This is a genomic window from Rhizobium sp. WSM1328, from assembly GCF_057653715.1.
In genome coordinates this window covers 2,165,912-2,183,925 of the sequence record NZ_CM172788.1, presented here as the reverse complement: position 1 = coordinate 2,183,925, position 18,014 = coordinate 2,165,912, and the positions used below count along the sequence as shown (strand labels likewise).

Sequence of the window (18,014 nt, the reverse complement as noted above, 5' to 3'; positions counted from 1 at the left end):
GCTATTTCTCGCAATAGTCGCCTCCAGGGTGGTGTGTTAGGACAACGTCCAGTTTCCTTCAGGTCCACCCATGATTCCCGCTCAAAATTCCCCGACGGGTGAGGGAGCGCCGCCGCGCTTCCGGCTTCTCAGTGCGCTTTCCTATTGTGCGCCGCTGCTCGTCAACGGCATCGTCCTGCCGTTCTTTCCCGTCTGGCTCGCAACCCATAGCTTTAGCGATCATGAGATCGGCATCATCCTTGCCATACCCATGGTGGTTCGCGTGCTGGTGGCGCCTGTCGTCGCCATGATCGCCGATCGATTGAAGGAGCGCGCCGACGTGCTGCTCTGGTCGGGCGGCCTTTCGCTGCTGACGGCGGTCGCGCTGTTCTGGACGACGACTTTCTGGCCGGTGACGATCGTCTATGCGCTGCAGGGCGCCACCTTCGCACCCTATGTGCCCGTCGTCGAATCGATCGTCATCTCGGGCGTGCGCCGCTGGGGGCTCGATTACGGGTCGATGCGCGTGTGGGGCTCCATCGCCTTTATCGTCTCGACGCTGGTCGGTGGCCAGATGATCAGCCGGTGGGGCGGCGGAATGGTGCTCGATGTCATGGTGTTCGGCTTTGTCATGACCGTTGTCATGGCGATCTTCTGTCCGCGCATCGGGCCAACGCGACGGCGGGGCCAGCCGATCAACATCCCAGCCGCTACCGGCAGTGGCCTGCGCGAGCCGCACCTGCTGCTGCTTTTGATCGGCGTTGCCATCCAGCAGTCGAGCCATGCGGTGCTGAACGCTTTTTCCTCGATCTACTGGCATCAGCTCGGCTTCTCCGGCACTGAGGTCGGCCTGCTCTGGAGCGCCGGCGTCGCCTCGGAAGTGACGGTGTTCTTCCTGTCGAAGCGTCTCAACCGTCGCTTCGATGCCTGGACGCTGATCCGCTTCGGCTGCGCCATCAGCGTCTGCCGCTGGATCCTGTTTCCGATGAATACCGGTTTTGCCGGTTTCTTCCTGCTGCAATGTTTCCACGGCTTCACCTATGCCTTCGTGCATACCGGCGTGCAGCGACGGATCATGGCGACGGTGCAGGAGACGCAGGAATCTTCGGCACAGGGCGCCTATTTCTTCTATGTCGGCATGGCGATGGCGCTGATGACCCTGGCGTCGGGTTATCTCTACGCCTGGCTCGGCGTCGTCAGCTATTACGTCATGGCGCTGGTCGCGTTTTCCGGCCTCGGCCTCGTCATCTTCGCCTATTACCTTCAGCCCCAAAGGGTGCTTTCCGGCGGAAAGACCAGCGAAGCGGCGTAGCGCAGGCCGGGATCGCGGTCGCGGGCAAGCAGCAGCGGACCGTCGAGATCGACGAAATCGGCATTCTGGGCGAGGAGAACGGCGGGCGCCATGGAAAGCGAGGTGCCGACCATGCAGCCGATCATGATACTGAATCCGAGCCGTTCGGCCTCGGCCTTCATCGACAGCGCCTCCGTCAGGCCGCCGGTCTTGTCGAGCTTGATGTTGATCGCGTCGTAGCGGTCGGCAAGGCTTGCGAGATCGCCGGTGTGGTGGACACTCTCATCGGCGCAGACGAGGAGCGGGCGGCGGATTTCGGCAAGCAGGCCATCGCGGCCGGCCGGCAGTGGCTGCTCGACGAGGGCGATGCCTGCTTCGGCGGCGATATGGAGATGACGCTCCAACACCGCTTCCGGCCAGCCCTCATTGGCGTCGAGAATGATGGCGGCATCGGGGGCGGCGGCGCGGACGGCGCGGATGCGGCTTTCATCGTCGCCGGTGCCGACCTTGACCTTCAGCAGGGCGCGGCCGGCATGCTCGCGCGCTTGGGCGGCCATCACCTCCGGTTCACCGAGCGAGATGGTGTAAGCGGTGGTGAGCGGCTGCGGAGCGGCAATGCCGAGGCGGGCGGCGACGCTGTCTCCTGTCTGTTTTGCCTGAAGGTCCCAGTGGGCACAATCGACGGCGTTGCGGGCCGCGCCCGGCGGCATGGCCGACAGCAGGTCATGGCGTGAAATGCCGGCCTCGATCAGCGGTCGCGCCGCCTCGATCTGGGCGAAAACGCTCTCCATGGTCTCGCCGTAGCGGCGGTAAGGCACGCATTCGCCGCGCCCCTGCGCACCCTCTTCGACAAGCGTGCAGGTGATGACCTCGGCTTCGGTCTTTGCCCCGCGGGAGATGGTGAAGGTCCCGGCAATCGGAAAGGAATTCATCTGGATATCGAGGGTACGCGGCATTATTGCTCTCCTGCAAGCATGGAAATTGCACGGTGCTTCTGTATATTGACGCGCCGGGCGAACGATCTGCTTCGCGATTCGGCAATGTCGCTGCAAGCCTTGAAAGACATAAGTATCTTGAACGCCGAAAATCGCAACGCCGCCTCCCTTGATGTGGACGACCAGGCTGATGGCTCGGGACAGCGTGTGCGTCTTCAGGGCAATTGGCGCAGCGCCTACATCCATCTGGTGCTACGCGATTTCGAAAAGCTCCTGCAGAAGAAGACTGGCGACCTGACGGTAGACCTCTCGGATATTTCGGAGATCGACACCGCCGGCATCTGGCTACTGTGCCGGTTGAAGAAGCAAGAAGAGGCGGGCGGGCGGACGGTTCGCTTCGAAGGCACCAACTCGCATATCGACGAAATGCTGGAGATGGTTTCCGAGGAGCCGGCCAAGGTCGAGCCGGAGCAGACGGAGAAAGTCTCGCTTGCCGCGCGCATCTTCGCGCCGATCGGCAAAATGACCTACGAGGTCTGGGACAATTTCGCCGCCGCCATGTATATCCTCGGCTCGGCGGTGCGCGGCGCGCAGATGAAGTTCGGCCGCGGCAGTGGCGTTTCACCGGCCTCGATCGTCAACCAGATCGACCATATGGGCGTTCGCGCCGTTCCGATCATCTTGCTGATGTCTTTCCTGATCGGGGCGATCATCGCCCAGCAGGGCGCCTTCCAGCTGCGTTACTTCGGCGCTGAGGTTTTCGTCGTCGATCTCGTCGGCATCCTGCAATTGCGCGAAATCGGCGTGCTTCTGACTTCGATCATGATCGCCGGCCGCTCGGGCAGCGCCATCACCGCCGAAATCGGTTCGATGAAGATGCGCGAAGAGATCGACGCGCTGAAGGTGATGGGGCTGAACCCGATCGGCGTGCTGATCTTTCCGCGGCTGGTGGCGCTGACCATTGCGCTGCCGCTTTTGACGGTGCTGGCGAATTTCGCTTCTCTGGGCGGTGCTGCCGCTGTCGCCTGGGGCTATTCCGGCATCACCTTCGCCAATTTCCTGTCGCGCCTCCACGAGGCGGTCACATTGTCGACGGTGCTGTCAGGCATGATCAAGGCGCCGTTCATGGCGCTGGTCATCGGCATCGTCGCCGCCGTCGAGGGGCTGAAGGTTGGCGGCAGCGCGGAATCGCTCGGCCAGCACGTGACGGCCGCGGTGGTGAAGGCGATTTTCGTCGTCATCCTGATGGACGGGCTTTTTGCGATGTTCTATGCAGCGATCGATTTCTAGGATGGCGGACCGCGTGGACGAGAAACCGATCGATATGGAAGACAAGGACGAAAGGGACATCGTGCTGTCGGCGCGCGACGTCACCGTCGGCTTCGGCTCCAAGGTCGTGCTCGACAATCTGAACCTCAATATCTACCGCGGCGAGATCCTCGGATTCGTCGGCGCGTCGGGCACGGGTAAATCGGTGCTGATGCGTACGGTGCTCCGGCTGCTGCCGCGCCGCTCAGGCACGATCAAGATCCTCGGCCAGGATTTCGACGAGCTCGACGAACCACAACGCAACGCGCTCGACATGCGGCTCGGCGTACTGTTCCAGCAGGGGGCGCTGTTCTCGTCGCTGACGGTCAAGGAGAACATCCAGGTGCCGATGCGCGAGTATCTCGACCTGCCGACCTCGCTGATGGATGAGCTGGCGCATCTGAAGATCCGTATGGTCGGTCTTGCAGCCGATGCCGCCGACAAATATCCATCCGAACTGTCCGGCGGCATGATCAAGCGCGCAGCCCTTGCCCGCGCACTTTCACTCGATCCGGAACTCGTTTTCCTGGACGAACCGACCTCCGGCCTCGACCCGATCGGTGCGGCCGAATTCGACGAACTGATCGCCAACCTGCGCGATAGTCTGGGATTGACCGTGTATATGGTCACGCACGACCTCGACAGCCTATTTTCGGTCTGCGACCGTATTGCCGTGCTCGGAAAGAAGCGAGTAATGGTGGAAGGCACGATCGACGACATGCTGGCCTATGACGATCCGTGGGTGCAGGCCTATTTCAAGGGCAAACGCGCGCGGTCGATTGTGCCGCAGAACGATGCTGCCGCGCGGCACGACAGCAGCGGAAAGTGACCGGATAAGATGGAAACCAAAGCCAATTACACGATTGTCGGTTTTTTCACGGTGCTGGTGATCGCGGCTGCCTTCGGCTTCGTCTACTGGATGGCCGAATATGGCCGCGGCGGCCCGATGACGGAACTGATCGTGCGTATTCCGGGCTCGGCCAACGGCCTCAGCGTCGGCTCGCCGGTGCGCTTCAACGGCATCCAGATCGGCTCGGTGCAAACGCTGTCGATCGATGCCGACGATCCGCAATATTCGCTGGCCTTCACCCAGGTGCGCACCGATGCGCCGATCTACCCCTCGACCAAGGCCGCCCTTGAAATCCAGGGTTTGACCGGGGCTGCCTATATCGAACTCTCGGGCGGCCGCAAGGGCGAGGAAAGCATCCTCCAGCATGCGATCGATAACGGCAAACGCGCCGTCATCGTTGCCGACCAGTCGAGCGTCACCAATCTTCTGGCGACCGCCGACAAGATCCTCGATCGCGCCAACGACGCGGTCGGCGAGCTTCAGGGATTCATCGAAGATTCGCGCGGGCCGTTGACCGAGACTTTCAAGAATGCCGAGACGTTTTCGGATGCGCTTGCCAAGAATTCCGGCAATATTGACGCCTTCCTGCAGAGCGTGGGTGAGCTCTCCAATACGGTGAAGGCGGTCTCCAGCCGTGTCGATTCGACGCTTCAAGCCGTCGAGTCGCTGGTCAAGGCAGTCGATGCGCAGAAGATCGATAACATCGTCTCCAATGCCGAGAAGATTACCGCCAATGTCGCCGATGCCTCAGGCGACCTCAAGGGCGCGATCCAGAAGTTCGACCAGACGGCCACCACCTTCAATGATTTCGGCAAGCAGGCGCAGGCGACACTCGACCGCGTCGATACGCTCGTTGCCCAGATCGACCCGGCGAAGGTGAAGGGCTCTGTCGACGATATCTCGCAGGCGACCAAGGATGCGCGCGCCGCCGTCGCCTCGATCCGCGAGGTCGCCAACACGGTTTCGGCGCGTCAGAAAGATATCGACCAGACGATCCAGGACGTGTCGCAGCTTTCCAACAAGCTGAATTCGGCCTCGACCCGCATCGACGGCATTCTCATCAAGGTCGATGCGCTGCTCGGCACCGACAATACGCAATCGCTGTTCACTGAAGCGCGCGACACGCTGGAATCCTTCAAGAAGGTCGCCGACAATCTCAATTCGCGGATCGGGCCGATCGCCGACAATCTGCAGAAATTCTCGAGCGGCGGCTTGCGCGACGTGCAGACTCTCGTCAACGACATGCGCGGGACCGTGAGCAATCTGAACGATACGATCACCAACTTCGACCGCAATCCGCAACGCCTGATCTTCGGCGGGGACACGGTGAAGCAATATGACGGCCGGACGCGGCGTTAACTGGGAAGTCAGGGGTAGCCTAATATGGTCGCATCGCATCTGTTGTCGCGCCGTTCTTGGATCAGGGGAACGGTGATCGCGCTGCCGCTGACGGCGCTGATCCTTTCGGGGTGCGGCACCGCGGCCAAGAACGACACCTATGACCTGCCCGCCGCCGTCGATGGCAGCGGACCCGCGGCCAAATCCCGCCAGATCCTGATCGCCAGCCCGACGGCGCTAAGGTCGCTCGACAGCGAGCAGATCGTCATCCGTGTTTCGCCTTCGGAAATCCAGTATCTCTCAAAGGCGCAGTGGGGCGACAAGCTGCCGCGCATAGTGCAGTCGAAGCTGGTGGAAGCTTTCGAGAACTCGGGCAAGCTCGGCGGCGTCGGCATGCCGGGGCAGGGGCTGGCGATCGACTACCAGATCGTCACCGATATCCGCTCCTTCGAGATCGATGCTTCGCGCGGCAACCAGGCGGTGGTCGAGATCTCCGCCAAGATCCTCAACGATCGCAACGGCTCGGTGCGCGCTCAGAAGGTGTTCCGCGCCATGGCGCCGGCCGGCGGCGACAATGACGGCTTCGTCAAAGGCCTCGACCGCGCCTTCTCCACGGTTGCCTCCGAAATCGTCACCTGGACGCTGCGCTCAATCTGAACTGGAATTCCCAGACCGCCCCTTGAATATCAGGGGTTGTCGATTCTGAAAAATATTTAACCCCATGGTATGCGGGCCGTCATCGTATTCAATTTCTTCATGAATTTATGGAACGCATCATGCAGTCCCTTTCAGGAGGAATGTTGCATGGTGGTTGCACGGGTCTTCGGGAAATCGTCATTGGAGGCGATCCAACGCGAAAATGATCGCCTGGCTGTGTTGCAGCAGCTCGATATCCTCGACACTCCGAGGGACGAGGGCTTCGAGCGGATCGTACGCCTGATAAAGGAGATCTTTTCCATCGACATCGGCATCGTGTCGCTGATCGATGCGCATCGGCAATGGTATAAGGCTTGCTCCGGCCTCGCGGGCGACGAGGTGTCGCGCGAAGACACGTTCTGCCGCTATGTCGTGGACTGTGAAAAGCCTATTGTCGTGCAAGACGCCACCAAGGATTCGCGGTTTTCACAACATCCTGCGGTGACGGGCGAGAACCATATCCGTTTTTATGCCGGCGTGCCGTTGAGAACAAAAGCCGGGCACATGATCGGAACGGTATGCGCGATCGACCGCAGGCCAAGATCGTTCGGCAACAGAGATCTCAGCATTCTCGAGGAGCTGGCGGGGGCTGCTATGGACCGCATCGAGCTCATGCAGTCGGCCGCGATCGACAGCCTCACCGAGGCGATGACGCGGCGCGCCTTCAAGCAGGAGGCAGATCAGCTCATTTCGCTCGCTTTGCGGCACAAGCACGACCTATCGTGTATCGTCTTCGATATCGACCATTTCAAGAAGGTGAACGATACGCATGGGCATGCGGCCGGAGATGAGGTCCTCAAGGCGGTCGCATCGACCTGCAAGACGACCCTTCGAGCCGGCGATCTGTTCGGCCGTCTTGGCGGGGAGGAATTTGCCGTCATCCTGCCGCATGTCGATCGGGAGGGTGCTGCCGCGGTCGCCGAGAAACTCAGAGCCGCCGTCGCTTCTCACATCATACGCGGCGATCATGGCGCCCTGACCGTCACAGCCAGCTTCGGAACTTCTGCACTCTCGATTGTCAGCAAGGAGATCGAGACCCTGCTGGCTCAAGCGGATGGGGCGATGTATCAGGCCAAGCATGGCGGACGGAATCGTTGCGTGTCGTGGAGTTCGATCCACGCCGATCACGCCATTGGGGCTCGACGGCGGGTGCTGAAGGCGGGTTCGATCCTGTTTAACGATCGACGCTCGACCATCGACTGCACCGTCAAATCCATTGGATCGGAGAGCGCCGGCATTTCAGTCTCCAATACATCAGGCATTCCTTCGGAATTCGTCCTGGCCATCAAAGGCGAAGGATTCGAAACGAATTGCAAGGTGATCGCGCAAGACCGGCAGCATCTGGAAGTGGCCTTCAGATAACCCGTCAGAGCGCCGTGCGTCTTTTCGGACGTATAAAGGACGCTCTCACTCTTTGAATCTACGCATCGGGCCGACGCGCTAGCGACCTTTCGGCAGGTCTCCGCTGGTCGATCTACTTCGTCGGCTGCGAATCCGTCATCGTCGCGCCTGGCTGGCTGACCGGTGTCGTGGAAGCTGTGGCGGTCGATGACGACTGCAGAGTACTGTCCAGCAGGCTTGCCATCTTGTCGTCGCGTATGCTCGCGGTCTTTTCGCCCATGACGACGCCGACCACGCGGCGGCCATCCTTCAATGCCGATGTCACGACATTGTAGCCCGATGCATCGGTGTAGCCGGTCTTGATGCCGTCGACGCCGTCATAGCGATACATGAGGTTGTTGTGGCCGCGCAGCTTCATGCCGCGGAACTGGAAGCCGCGCATAGAGAAGAGCTTGAACTCCTCGGGGAAGTCCCGCATCAGCGAAACGCCGAGCGTCGCCATATCACGCGCCGTGGTGACCTGCTCCGGATCGGGAAGCCCCGACGGATTCTTGAAGACCGTATCCTTCATGCCGAGCTGGTGTGCCTTGTCGGTCATTGCCTTGGCGAAAACCTGTTCAGAGCCGCCAAGCTGTTCTGCGATCGCCACAGCCGCATCATTGGCGGAGAGCACGACAATTCCTTCGACCGCTTCGCGCAGCGTCACCTTGCGGCCGGCACCGACAGCAAGCTTGAAGGGCTCCTTGCTCTCGGCATTTTCCGACATGGTGAGCTTCTGGTCCCAGTTGAGACGTCCGTCATGCAGGGCCTCGAAGGCGAGATAGAGCGTCATCATCTTGGTCAGCGACGCCGGATAGTTCAGATCGTCCTGATTGGAGCCTTCGAGGACCTGACCGGACTGCACATCAACGACGAAGCTTGCCTGACCTGCCTGGGCCAGAGTGAAGGCGCCCATCAGGAAAACGGAGGAGAGCGCGGTGGCAAGGAGCCGGGATGTCGTCTTGGTCATCAATGTTGCTGTCTCGATCGTTTGGATGGTGGAGTGAGCTATTCGCTTTAATGTGAGCGGATCAGAAAAGTTTGTGACGGAATGAAGGACAGGGGGCAATAAAAAAGGGTCATCCACAGCTGATTCCTTTTGTCTCACCCTCTTCGGTTTTGACAATGATGCGCACGGCTCGTAGAAAACTCGCCATGAGCATGAAGCGCGCGTCTTTCTCTCGTCATATCAGCACCTGCCTGCAGGTCGCGATCGTGCGCGCTCTTGGCGGGCGAGGTCTTCGCGTCCTGCTGTGACGTCAGGGCGCTCCGCGTCCGGCGCGCTGCTGGACGTAAAGCCCCTCACCACGTCAATCAAGGTTGCCAGGGAGACAGGCACCGTGCTCAATATTTATCATGTCAATTCGCTCGTCCATTGGGAGGAGCGCGAGATCCAGCTGCGCGATCATATGATCGGCTTCTTCTCGCAAGAGGTCCGCAGCTTCCTCAGATCCGTCAATCCAGCCTGGGATGTCAGGAGGGTCGAGGCGCCGGCGTTGATGCCGCGGTCGCTGGTTTCAAGCGCCTATTCGAACGCCGATATCTGGGTCCAGGAACAGCTCTCCACCAGCGAGACCGCGCTGGTGCTGAGACCGGAGACCACGCCGTCGACCTACATCTACATGCAGCATATTCTCGGCAATCATTCGAAGACATGGTTGCCGCTCTGCGTCTGGCAGGCCGGCAGATCCTATCGTCGCGAGCAGGAGCAGCCGACCAAACACATGCGGCTGAAGGAATTCTGGCAGCTCGAATTCCAATGCGCCTTCACGGCCGACAGCGGCAACGACTATCACGCCGCCTGCCTCGAGCCGGTCCGCCGGATGATCGCATCGCTGATCCATCTGCCGACCCGGATCGTGCCCTCCGACCGGCTGCCGGCCTATTCGGAGGTGACTGTCGATATCGAGGTCGACAATGGCGACAAATGGATGGAGGTCTGCTCGATCTCCCGACGCACGGATTTTCCGCAGCGCTACCGGTCGCAGCCGAGGAAGGGAGCGGCCGTCGACCACGACGTGCTGGTGCTTGAGATCGCCATCGGCCTCGATCGGTGCGTCTACAACTGGAATATAGCGGCCGATCGGTGAGATATCGGAACCCGGGGCCGCCAAACGGTCCCGGGTTCCCATGTGGTCCGAAAATTTAGGAAAAGTCGATCTCGGCAGCGGGGCGGATTTCTACCGTCGCCTTGCCCGCATCGAAACCATCGAGTGTTTCATTGTGATGGGCAATGATCTCGGAGAAGGCTAAGGTCGCCGTGTCGCTGGTCGTGTGACCATCGGCAATCAACGTCACATCATATCCGAGCGACACGGCTCGCCTGACTGTCGTGTCGACGCAGAATTGGGACATGCATCCACCCACGACGAGGTGAGTGACCGATCGTTCGCCCAGGCGTTCTCCAAGATCGGTCTCGAAGAAGGAGTCGGCGCTTTTCTTGCGCACAACGACCTCGGCCTGCCTCGGCGCGATCTCGTCGCGTAGCGCCCAACCTGGCGTGCCGACAGCCAATCGATGGCCGCTGTCGCCGTCATGCTGAACGAGTACGATCGGCGCGCCCGCCTGCCGAGCTTTTTCCTGTAGCGCGGCCAGCCGTGCGACGGTCTGGTCGAGTGCGGCATCGACTTGGGGCTGCCGCTCTGGCGAGGCTTTGCCGGAGAGGATGGCATTCTGGACGTCGATGATCACGAGGGCTTTGGTCATTTCGGGCGAAGTTTCCGTGGCTGGATGGCGAAAGCCGCCTGACACATGTTCAAGCGGCTTTCCCGGGTAATTCCAGTTCAGATCAGCGAGTTCAGCCGAGCCTGCCTGCGGCATGAGCGAGCATGGTGTAGACCTTGCCCGTGTCCGAGGTGAGGTAGGACTGCGTCACCGTCCGGTTCGGGTCGGTGCGGGCGACGTCGGCGAGCAGCTTTTCGAAATCACCGATGTAGCGGTCGACGGCGGTGCGGAACTCCGGTTCGCGGTCGTATTTGCGCTTGATCTCGTCGAAGGTCTGCTGGCCCTTCAGCGTGTAGAGGCGGCGGGTGAAGACGTCGCGCTCGCCGCGCTGGTAACGGCGCCAGAGATCGACCGAGGCGTCGTGATCGATGGCGCGGGCGATATCGACCGAGAGCGAGTTCAGCGATTCGACGACGTGGCGCGGATTGCGGCTGTCGTTGCTGCGCGCGGCCGGCGCGGCAGTTTCCGCCGGGCGGGCAGGAACACGGGCGGCCGCGGCCTCGTCGGCGGCGTCCTCACGCGATGCGCCACGCAGGAGATCGCTGATCCAGCCGCCGCTTTCCGGACGAGCCGGCTCTTGGCGACCTGTTTCCGGGCGGCCTGTTTCCTGGCGAGCGGGGGCAGGCTGCGGCGCGGCGCGCTGGGGGGCGGCAGCCGGCGCAGACGGTGCGATCGCTCCGCGCAGACCTGTCGCTTCGATCGGCGGCGGTGCTGCCGGCTGCGGCGGCTGGGCTGCGACCGGCTGGGCAGGACGCGGGGCCGGCTGCACCTGAGCGAGTGTGCGGGCGACGGGCTCGGAGATCTCGAGCTGCTGGCTGGAGCGGCCGACCAGCTGGGAGATATCCTGCAGCGCCTTGATCTGCTCGGCGACGGCCCGGCGCATGGCCGAGGCGCTTTCCTTGGCTTCCTCGGGAAGATCGAAGGCGCCGCGCTTCAGTTCGGCGCGGGTGGCGTCAAGCTCGTTGCGGATGTCGGCCGCAGAGCGACGGATATCCTCGGTGGCGCCGGAGAAGCGGCCGACGGCATCATCGATCGCCTCGCGCAGCGCTTCCCGCATGTGCTGGGCGGCGCCGTCTGAGGCGCGGCCAGCTTCGCCGAGCATGCGATCGACTTCCGACAGCGAGGCGGTGAGACCGCCGCGAATGCGATTGGAGAGATCGCCGGAGCGGCGCTCGACATTGGCGAAGGTGCCGTCGATCGTCGTATTGGCCTCGTCGCCGGCGCGGGTGATCGCCTCGCGCATCGTCTCTGCCGCTTCCTGGGCACGCTTCTCGGTTTCGGTGAGAATGCGGCCGATATCGGCGAAGGAGGACTGCACGCCCTGGCGCAAATTGCCGGTAACCTGGTTGGAGCGTTGCTCTGCCCGCTCGAACACGGTCTCGATCATGCTGCCGAGGCCTTGCATGGTCTTTTCGATCTCGGCCGAGCGCGAGACGAGGCCGACCGAGAGCGTCTGCAGCGCGCTCTCGCGTTCCTCGAGCGTCGAGGCGAGGTTGGACTGGGCGGCGCCGAGAAGCTGCGAAGCCTGGGTCAGAACCTTGGAGTGTTCGTCGAAGCGGCCGATGATGCCGCCGACCTGTGCCAGCGTCTGGCCCGAAATGTCGGAGAGGCGGTCGACCTTGCCTTCGAGAAGCCTGGTCGAGGCGGAGACCATTTCAGCGGCCTTGGTGGCGGAGTCGGCAAAGCGCGTGGTGGTATCGCCGAGACGACCGTCGACGCTGGTCAGTTGCTCGGCGGCGCGGTTCATCATCATCGCCATCGCCGCGCTGCTTTCCGACATGCGCTCGACGAGGCCGTTGACGTTGCCGACCAGGCTGTTCTCGATGGCGCTGACGGCATTGGCGACATTCTCGGTGCGGGCGGCAACGGCGCTGGCGAGCGCTTCGTTTTCGGCGCGCAGGCGGTCGGCGCTGAGGTTCGCCGCGGCGGTGATGCGGGCGGCGGCCTGCTCGCCGGCATCGGTGTAGCGGTCGATGATCGGGCGGGCCGTTTCGTCGAGGATGCGCGTCAATTCGACCGAACGGCCTGATAGCATCGAGTTGAGGTCGCGGGTGCGCTCCTCGAGCGTCGAGCGGATCGAGTTGCCGCGCGCTTCGAGCGCCCGGTCGATTTCGGAGAACGTCGTATCGATCTCGCGGGCACGCTCTTCAAGGTTGGTGCGAATGGCGCTGCTGCGTGCTTCCAGCGAGCGATCGACATCCGCCATGGTGGCGGAAATCTCGGTGCCGGCGCCCGACAGGGTCGAGCGGATGGCATTGCCGCGTGTCTCCAGAGACTGGCCGGCATCCGACAGCACCTTGGAGATGGCATTGACCTGCGTGCCGACGATGGTCTCGGCCTCGGCGACCTTGTTGACGATGGCGTTACCGGCTTCCGAGAAGGTCTGGGCAACGGCAGCGGCCTGGCTTGCCAGCCGATTCTGAGCTTCGGCGACGCGGGTGACGATCTGTGACGAGCGCTCATCCATGGTGCGGGTGAATTCGTCGCTTTTCACATTGAGATCCTCGGCGAATTGCTGGCCGGTCTTGCCAAGCAGTTCGGTGGTTCTCGTCGCTTCGCCTTCCATTCCCTGGGCCGCGTCGGCAACTGCGCTGCGCAGCGTCGAGGCGAGACCGGCGGCCTTGCCTTCGATGGTGCGATTGACGGCATCGAGGCCGACAGTCAACGCACGGTCCATGGTGGAGAGGCGTTCCTCGATGCGTTCATTGCCGCGGTCGAGCGTTTCGGCGAGGCTCGCGGTGCGGCCATCGATGGCGCCGGTCAGGCTGGTGGTGCGGCTGTCCAGCGTCTCGGCCAGATTGGCGGTGCGGCTGTCGATCGCCTGAGTGAGGTTTGCGGCACTGCCTTCGAGCGTCGCCGAGATGCGCTGTGTGGCGTCGTTGCTGAGCGCGCCGATACGGGAGACGCCGTCGGCAAGCACGCCGGACAGTTGGCCGCTGGCCGCTTCGACCTTTTCGGCAACGCCGCCGACGCCGTCGCGGATGCGGGTCTCGATCGCCGCAAGGCCGGCTTCCACACGCGATCCGGTTTCTTCAAAACGGCCCGTCAGGCTTTCGACCGACCGATCGAGATGGGTGGACAAATCCTGGGTGGAGCTCGAAATCGCACGTGCCGCCTCCTGGAAGCGACCGGCGATCTGGCCGGCGCCGGCATGCATGCGATCTTCCAATGTCTGGGCGCCGGCATCGATCGCCTGGCGGATCGCCGCTTCACGGTGCTCCAGTGACAATTCGAGCATGCCGACGCTTGTCGCCACCGAGGTGCCGATGCTGGTCGCCTGTTCGGCCAGCGTATCGCTGATCAGCGCATGGGCCTGGTTCAGCGATAGGTCGATGGCGTTGGCGCGGTCTTCGAGCGTCGTGCGGATGCGCTCATGGGCAGAGGCGAGCCCGCCCTCGATGCGCGCTGCGGCCTCGTCGGCGAGGCCTCCGAGCCGTGTATGTGCATCGGTCAGACGGCCTTCGATGCGGCCGGTCAAGCCGCCGACGAGATCCTCGAAGCGGGCGCCGCCGGTATCGAGAACGCCTGAGAGGGCGGCGCTATGTTCGGAAAGCGCATTTTCGAGCCGCTGCTGATTGTCAGTATAGGCGGTGCGGATTGCATCGGTCTTGTCGGAGAAGGCGCCGGCGACTCGGGCTTCGGCACCGGAGACGGCCTCCATGATGGCGTTGCTGCGGGCTTCGAGCACACTGTCGAAGCGGCTCTGGTTATCGTCGAGCGAAATGGCGAGCGCCATGGTCTTTTCATCGAGCGTATCGGTGAGCCGATCGTGGGTTGCCGTTACGGCGCCGATGATCGCGGCGGTGCGGTGGCCCAAGGCCTCCTCGAGGCGAGCCTGGCCTTCGGTTAGCGAGGCGGCGAGGGCGGCGGCCTTCTGGTCGAGCACTCCGTTCAGGCCGACATGCGTGCCGGAAACCGCATTGGTGATCGCCTCGGCGCCTGTTGTCAGCGTCTCCTCAAGACGGCTCTGGCTCTCGTTCAGCGAAATGGCAAGCGCCATCGCCCGATCGTCGAGTGTCTCGGACAGGCGGTCGTGAGTGGCGGAGACCGCATTGAGTAAGGATTCCGAGCGGCTCTCCAGGGTGTCCTGCAGGCGGCTCTGGCCCTCGTTCAGGGAGGCGGCGATCGCCGTCGCCTTTTCGTCGAGCGTTTCCGAGAGTCGGTCGTGCGTGCCGGACACGGCCTTGAGGAAGGCTTCAGAGCGTGCTTCCAGCGTGTCTTCGATCCGCGACTGGCTCTCATTGAGCGAGATGGCGAGCGTCATCGCCTTCTCGTCCAGCGTCTCGGACAGGCGGTCATGGGTGCCGGAGACCGCATTCAGCAGGGCTGCCGAGCGGGTTTCCAGCGTGTCTTCGATACGCGTCTGGGTTTCGTTGAGCGAGATGGCGAGGGCCATCGCCTTTTCGTCCAGCGTCTCGGAGAGGCGATCATGGGTGCTGGAGACGGCGTTCAGCAGCGCTGCGGAGCGGGTTTCGAGCGTATTCTCGATCCGGGCATGGCCTTCGCTGAGCGAGGTGGCAAAAGCTGCCGCCTTGCCGTCCAGAGTCTCCGAGAGACGATCATGGGTGCCGGAGACGGCGTTCAGCAGCGCCGCGGAGCGGGTTTCCAGCGTATCCTCGATACGGGCCTGGCCCTCGTTCAAGGAAATGGCGAGCGCCATCGCCTTTTCGTCGAGCGTTTCGGCAAGACGGTCGCGCGTGCCGGATACAGTGTTCAGCAGTGCCTCGGCGCGCGTTCCAAGCGCATCCTCGATGCGGGCATGGCGCTCGTCGAGCGAGGTCGTAAGGGCCGCCGCCTTGCTGTCCAGCGTTTCCGACAGGCGATCATGCGTGCCGGACACGGCGTTGAGGAAGGCCTCGGAGCGGGTCTCGAGCGTGTCCTCGATGCGAGCCTGGCTCTCGTTCAAGGAAATGGCGAGCGCCATCGCCTTTTCGTCGAGCGTCTCGGCAAGACGGTCATGGGTGCCGGAGACGGCATTGATGATGGCGTCGGAGCGGGTCGTCAGCGCTTCCTCGAAGCGGCCGTGATGGGTGGTGAGCGCCTCGAGCAATGCGCCGCCGCGCTCTGCCATGACGCTGTCGATACGGCCGTGGGCCGTGCCGAGCGCCTCGCTGATTTCGGCCGCACGGGCGGTAAGCACGCCGCTCAGCTCCTCGGCGCGACCGCCGAAGGCAGAGGTGACCTGTTCGGTGCCAGCGGCAACGGCAGTCGTCAGATCGGTGGTGGTGGTGCGCAGCGCGTCGCGGAATTCGGCCGAGCGTGTCTGAAGGTTGTTCTGCAGCTCGGAGGTGCCCGATGCGAGCGTCAGCGCGATGTCAGACGTAGCGCTCTGCAGCGCCGAGGTCAGTTCGCCGGTGCGGCTGGTGAGGGCTGTGGTGATTTCGTCCGCGCGGCTGCCGAGCGTGCTTTCCAGGACTTCGTGGCCGGTGGCGAGGGCGGTGGCGAGCGCCAGCGACTGGTCTGATATCGACGAACCAAGGCGGTCGATACCGGAATTCAGGATGCCGTCGATCGAATCCGAGCCGCCGGTCAGCGTCTCGTTGATACGAGCGAGGCTCTCCATCAGCTTGGTGTCGAGCGAGCCGGTGCGCTTGTCGAAGGCGCTGGTGAATTCGGAGACGCGTTCGTCGAAGGCGGTCGACAGCTGGGCGACGGTCGTCTGCAGCCGCTCCTCGAAGAAGCCGGAGCGCACGTCGAGATCCATGACGGCATCGTCGGCGGTGGTCTGCAGGCTCTGGCGGAAGCTTGCGCCCTTTTCATCGAGCGCGCTGTTCAGCTTCGACAACACGTCGTCAAGCGTGCCGCCGATGGTGCGTTCGCCTGACGTCAGGCTCTCATTGATCTCGCGGGTGCGGGCGATCAGGATCTCGTTGAGCTGGTGCGTGCGCTCATTCAGCGCCGCATTCAGCTTTTCGGTGCTGCTGTCCATGGTCGAGGCGCGCGTCTCGAACTGGCTGAGCAGCCTTTCGCCATGGTCGTTGAGATTGACGGAGAGGGCTTCGAGGCGGTTGTCGAATTCGGTGGCCAGCGCAAAACCCGATGCGTTCAGGGTCTGCAGCAGGGTATCGGTCTTGGCAGCGAGCAGGCTGCCCATCGACTGCAGGGCGCTGTCCGACTTTTCCAGGATCGTGGCGGCGCGTGTATCGATCAGCGAGGCGAAGGCTTCGCCAGATGTGGCAAGCCGCACCGCGATCTCTTCGGTCGCAAGCGACAGCTCTTCCTTCAACTGGTCGTGCACGCTGCCGATCGAGGTGCGGATACGGTCGGCATGGTTGACGATCGCCTCGCGCTCGGAGCCGAGTTCGTGGACGAGACCGCGAACGCGCAACTCGTTGTCGGCGTAAGAACGTTCAAGCGCATTGACTTCGGAATGGACGAGCGTTTCCAGCTCGGAGGCACGCGCGATGGTGCGCTCGATGCCTTCATTCATGGCCGAGACCTCACGGCGCACGGCCTGGCCGACGGTCATGATGCGCTCGGAGGCGATGGTTTCCGGCTCTGCCAGGCGCAATGCCACCTCTGCCATGGAACGGGCGGCGTTGCGCATGTCCTGGGCGCGGGAGATCATGATGGCAAAGGCATAGAACATCATCACGGGAATGATGATGCCGACGAGGCCGGCGATGACGCCGGGCAGGGCGACGAGATCGGCGAGCGAACGAATCTGCCAGATCTGCGGAGCATAAAGCAGCGACATCAGGCCGAGGCCGGCCATGACCCAAAGCACGGAAAACAGCGTGGCGGTGCGCACCGCCGAGCGGCTGGAGGCGCCGTCAAAGGATTTCAGGATCGAGGCGGGCGTATTGCGGCTGGCATCGTTGGCGGGGGCGAAGGCCGGAGCCCTGGAAGTCTGCTCGCCGGCGGCACCGCGGCGGCTGCGGCGCTGCGCTTCTTCCTGGGCCTGCTGGTTACGCGCATTTACTGGATCAGACACATTAGCCTCCGGGGCCTGGGGCGCGTCGCCGCGGCGAGACGGTACGTTATCCTTGCTAAAGTCGATCTGGAGCGCCTCGTCCAATGCCTTGAACGCCTTGTCCTCAATTGACTCGTTATATTTGTTGTTCGCCATTCGGTTATGCCTCGTTACTGTCAGCCAGTCCGACAGCGCTTCCTGGGCTTCCGCCTCACCCGGGAACAACTTTGCCGTTCCAGCCTTCCATCCCAACGAAGGACGGATAAGCATGTCATTTCAGAGTAGATAGCCGCTTTTTCAAACGGAAGGTATCAAAACACTACCATTATCCACTCGCTCGGCAAAGGCGCGTACCACAAACCCGCTCCACCAGTATCGTAGTGACACATCTGGGCTCTTCACACAATTAATGAAGGCTTGAGATTCATGGCGCGTTAACCCTTTGTTAACACCTTTGAATCCCAGGCGCGGCTCAAAAGCCAATAGTTTAGGGATATTTAACGGATGTTAACCATATGGCGAGATTTCCGCCCTGACTGTGCCGGAATTTAACGTGATGGCCACCCTCCTGTCGCAGAACTGTTGCAACTGCGGACGACA

Annotated in this window: 11 protein-coding genes; 7 read left to right on the top strand and 4 right to left on the bottom strand. The window is 62.5% G+C overall.

Annotated features, from left to right (window positions below; translation table 11 throughout):
- Nucleotides 1-70 precede the first annotated feature (70 nt).
- Nucleotides 71-1,291: an MFS transporter gene (locus AC2444_RS11135; RefSeq protein ID WP_012757681.1), complete on the top strand. Its 1,221-nt coding sequence runs from the start codon at nt 71-73 to the stop codon at nt 1,289-1,291.
- Here AC2444_RS11135 and dgcA read toward each other — a convergent pair.
- Nucleotides 1,243-2,226: an N-acetyl-D-Glu racemase DgcA gene (dgcA, locus tag AC2444_RS11130; protein WP_012757680.1), complete on the bottom strand. Its 984-nt coding sequence runs from the start codon at nt 2,224-2,226 to the stop codon at nt 1,243-1,245. The genes AC2444_RS11135 and dgcA overlap by 49 nt on opposite strands.
- A gap of 99 nt (nt 2,227-2,325) precedes the next feature.
- Here dgcA and AC2444_RS11125 point away from each other — a divergent pair, with 99 nt between their 5' ends.
- From AC2444_RS11125 to AC2444_RS11105, 5 genes are all read left to right on the top strand, one after another.
- Nucleotides 2,326-3,495 (top strand): ABC transporter permease, encoded by a 1,170-nt coding sequence (locus AC2444_RS11125; protein WP_171815718.1) that lies wholly within the window; start codon nt 2,326-2,328, stop codon nt 3,493-3,495.
- Between the two features lies 1 nt (nt 3,496).
- Nucleotides 3,497-4,342, top strand: a complete 846-nt coding sequence (locus AC2444_RS11120) for an ABC transporter ATP-binding protein (RefSeq protein ID WP_011652197.1) — start codon at nt 3,497-3,499, stop codon at nt 4,340-4,342.
- 9 nt (nt 4,343-4,351) lie between these two features.
- On the top strand, nt 4,352-5,722 hold the full coding sequence (locus AC2444_RS11115; protein WP_012757678.1) for an MlaD family protein: 1,371 nt from the start codon (nt 4,352-4,354) through the stop codon (nt 5,720-5,722).
- Between the two features lie 24 nt (nt 5,723-5,746).
- Complete coding sequence (locus AC2444_RS11110) at nt 5,747-6,358, top strand: ABC-type transport auxiliary lipoprotein family protein (protein ID WP_012757677.1); 612 nt, start codon at nt 5,747-5,749, stop codon at nt 6,356-6,358.
- Nucleotides 6,359-6,505: 147 nt separating this feature from the next.
- The gene (locus tag AC2444_RS11105) at nt 6,506-7,759 is read left to right on the top strand and encodes a sensor domain-containing diguanylate cyclase (RefSeq protein WP_012757676.1); all 1,254 of its coding nucleotides are present in this window, start codon (nt 6,506-6,508) and stop codon (nt 7,757-7,759) included.
- 112 nt (nt 7,760-7,871) lie between these two features.
- Here AC2444_RS11105 and AC2444_RS11100 read toward each other — a convergent pair whose 3' ends face one another.
- A complete protein-coding gene (locus AC2444_RS11100; RefSeq protein WP_017994235.1) occupies nt 7,872-8,747 on the bottom strand; it encodes a D-alanyl-D-alanine carboxypeptidase family protein in 876 nt (291 codons plus the stop codon).
- Between the two features lie 370 nt (nt 8,748-9,117).
- Between AC2444_RS11100 and AC2444_RS11095 the strand changes: the two genes are divergently transcribed.
- A complete protein-coding gene (locus AC2444_RS11095) occupies nt 9,118-9,867 on the top strand; it encodes an aminoacyl--tRNA ligase-related protein (protein ID WP_017994234.1) in 750 nt (249 codons plus the stop codon).
- 55 nt (nt 9,868-9,922) lie between these two features.
- Here AC2444_RS11095 and AC2444_RS11090 read toward each other — a convergent pair whose 3' ends face one another.
- Both AC2444_RS11090 and AC2444_RS11085 read right to left on the bottom strand, forming a co-directional pair.
- Nucleotides 9,923-10,483 (bottom strand): cysteine hydrolase family protein, encoded by a 561-nt coding sequence (locus tag AC2444_RS11090; RefSeq protein ID WP_012757673.1) that lies wholly within the window; start codon nt 10,481-10,483, stop codon nt 9,923-9,925.
- Nucleotides 10,484-10,574: 91 nt separating this feature from the next.
- Complete coding sequence (locus tag AC2444_RS11085) at nt 10,575-17,570, bottom strand: apolipoprotein A-IV repeat region-like domain-containing protein (RefSeq protein WP_012757672.1); 6,996 nt, start codon at nt 17,568-17,570, stop codon at nt 10,575-10,577.
- Nucleotides 17,571-18,014 lie beyond the last annotated feature (444 nt).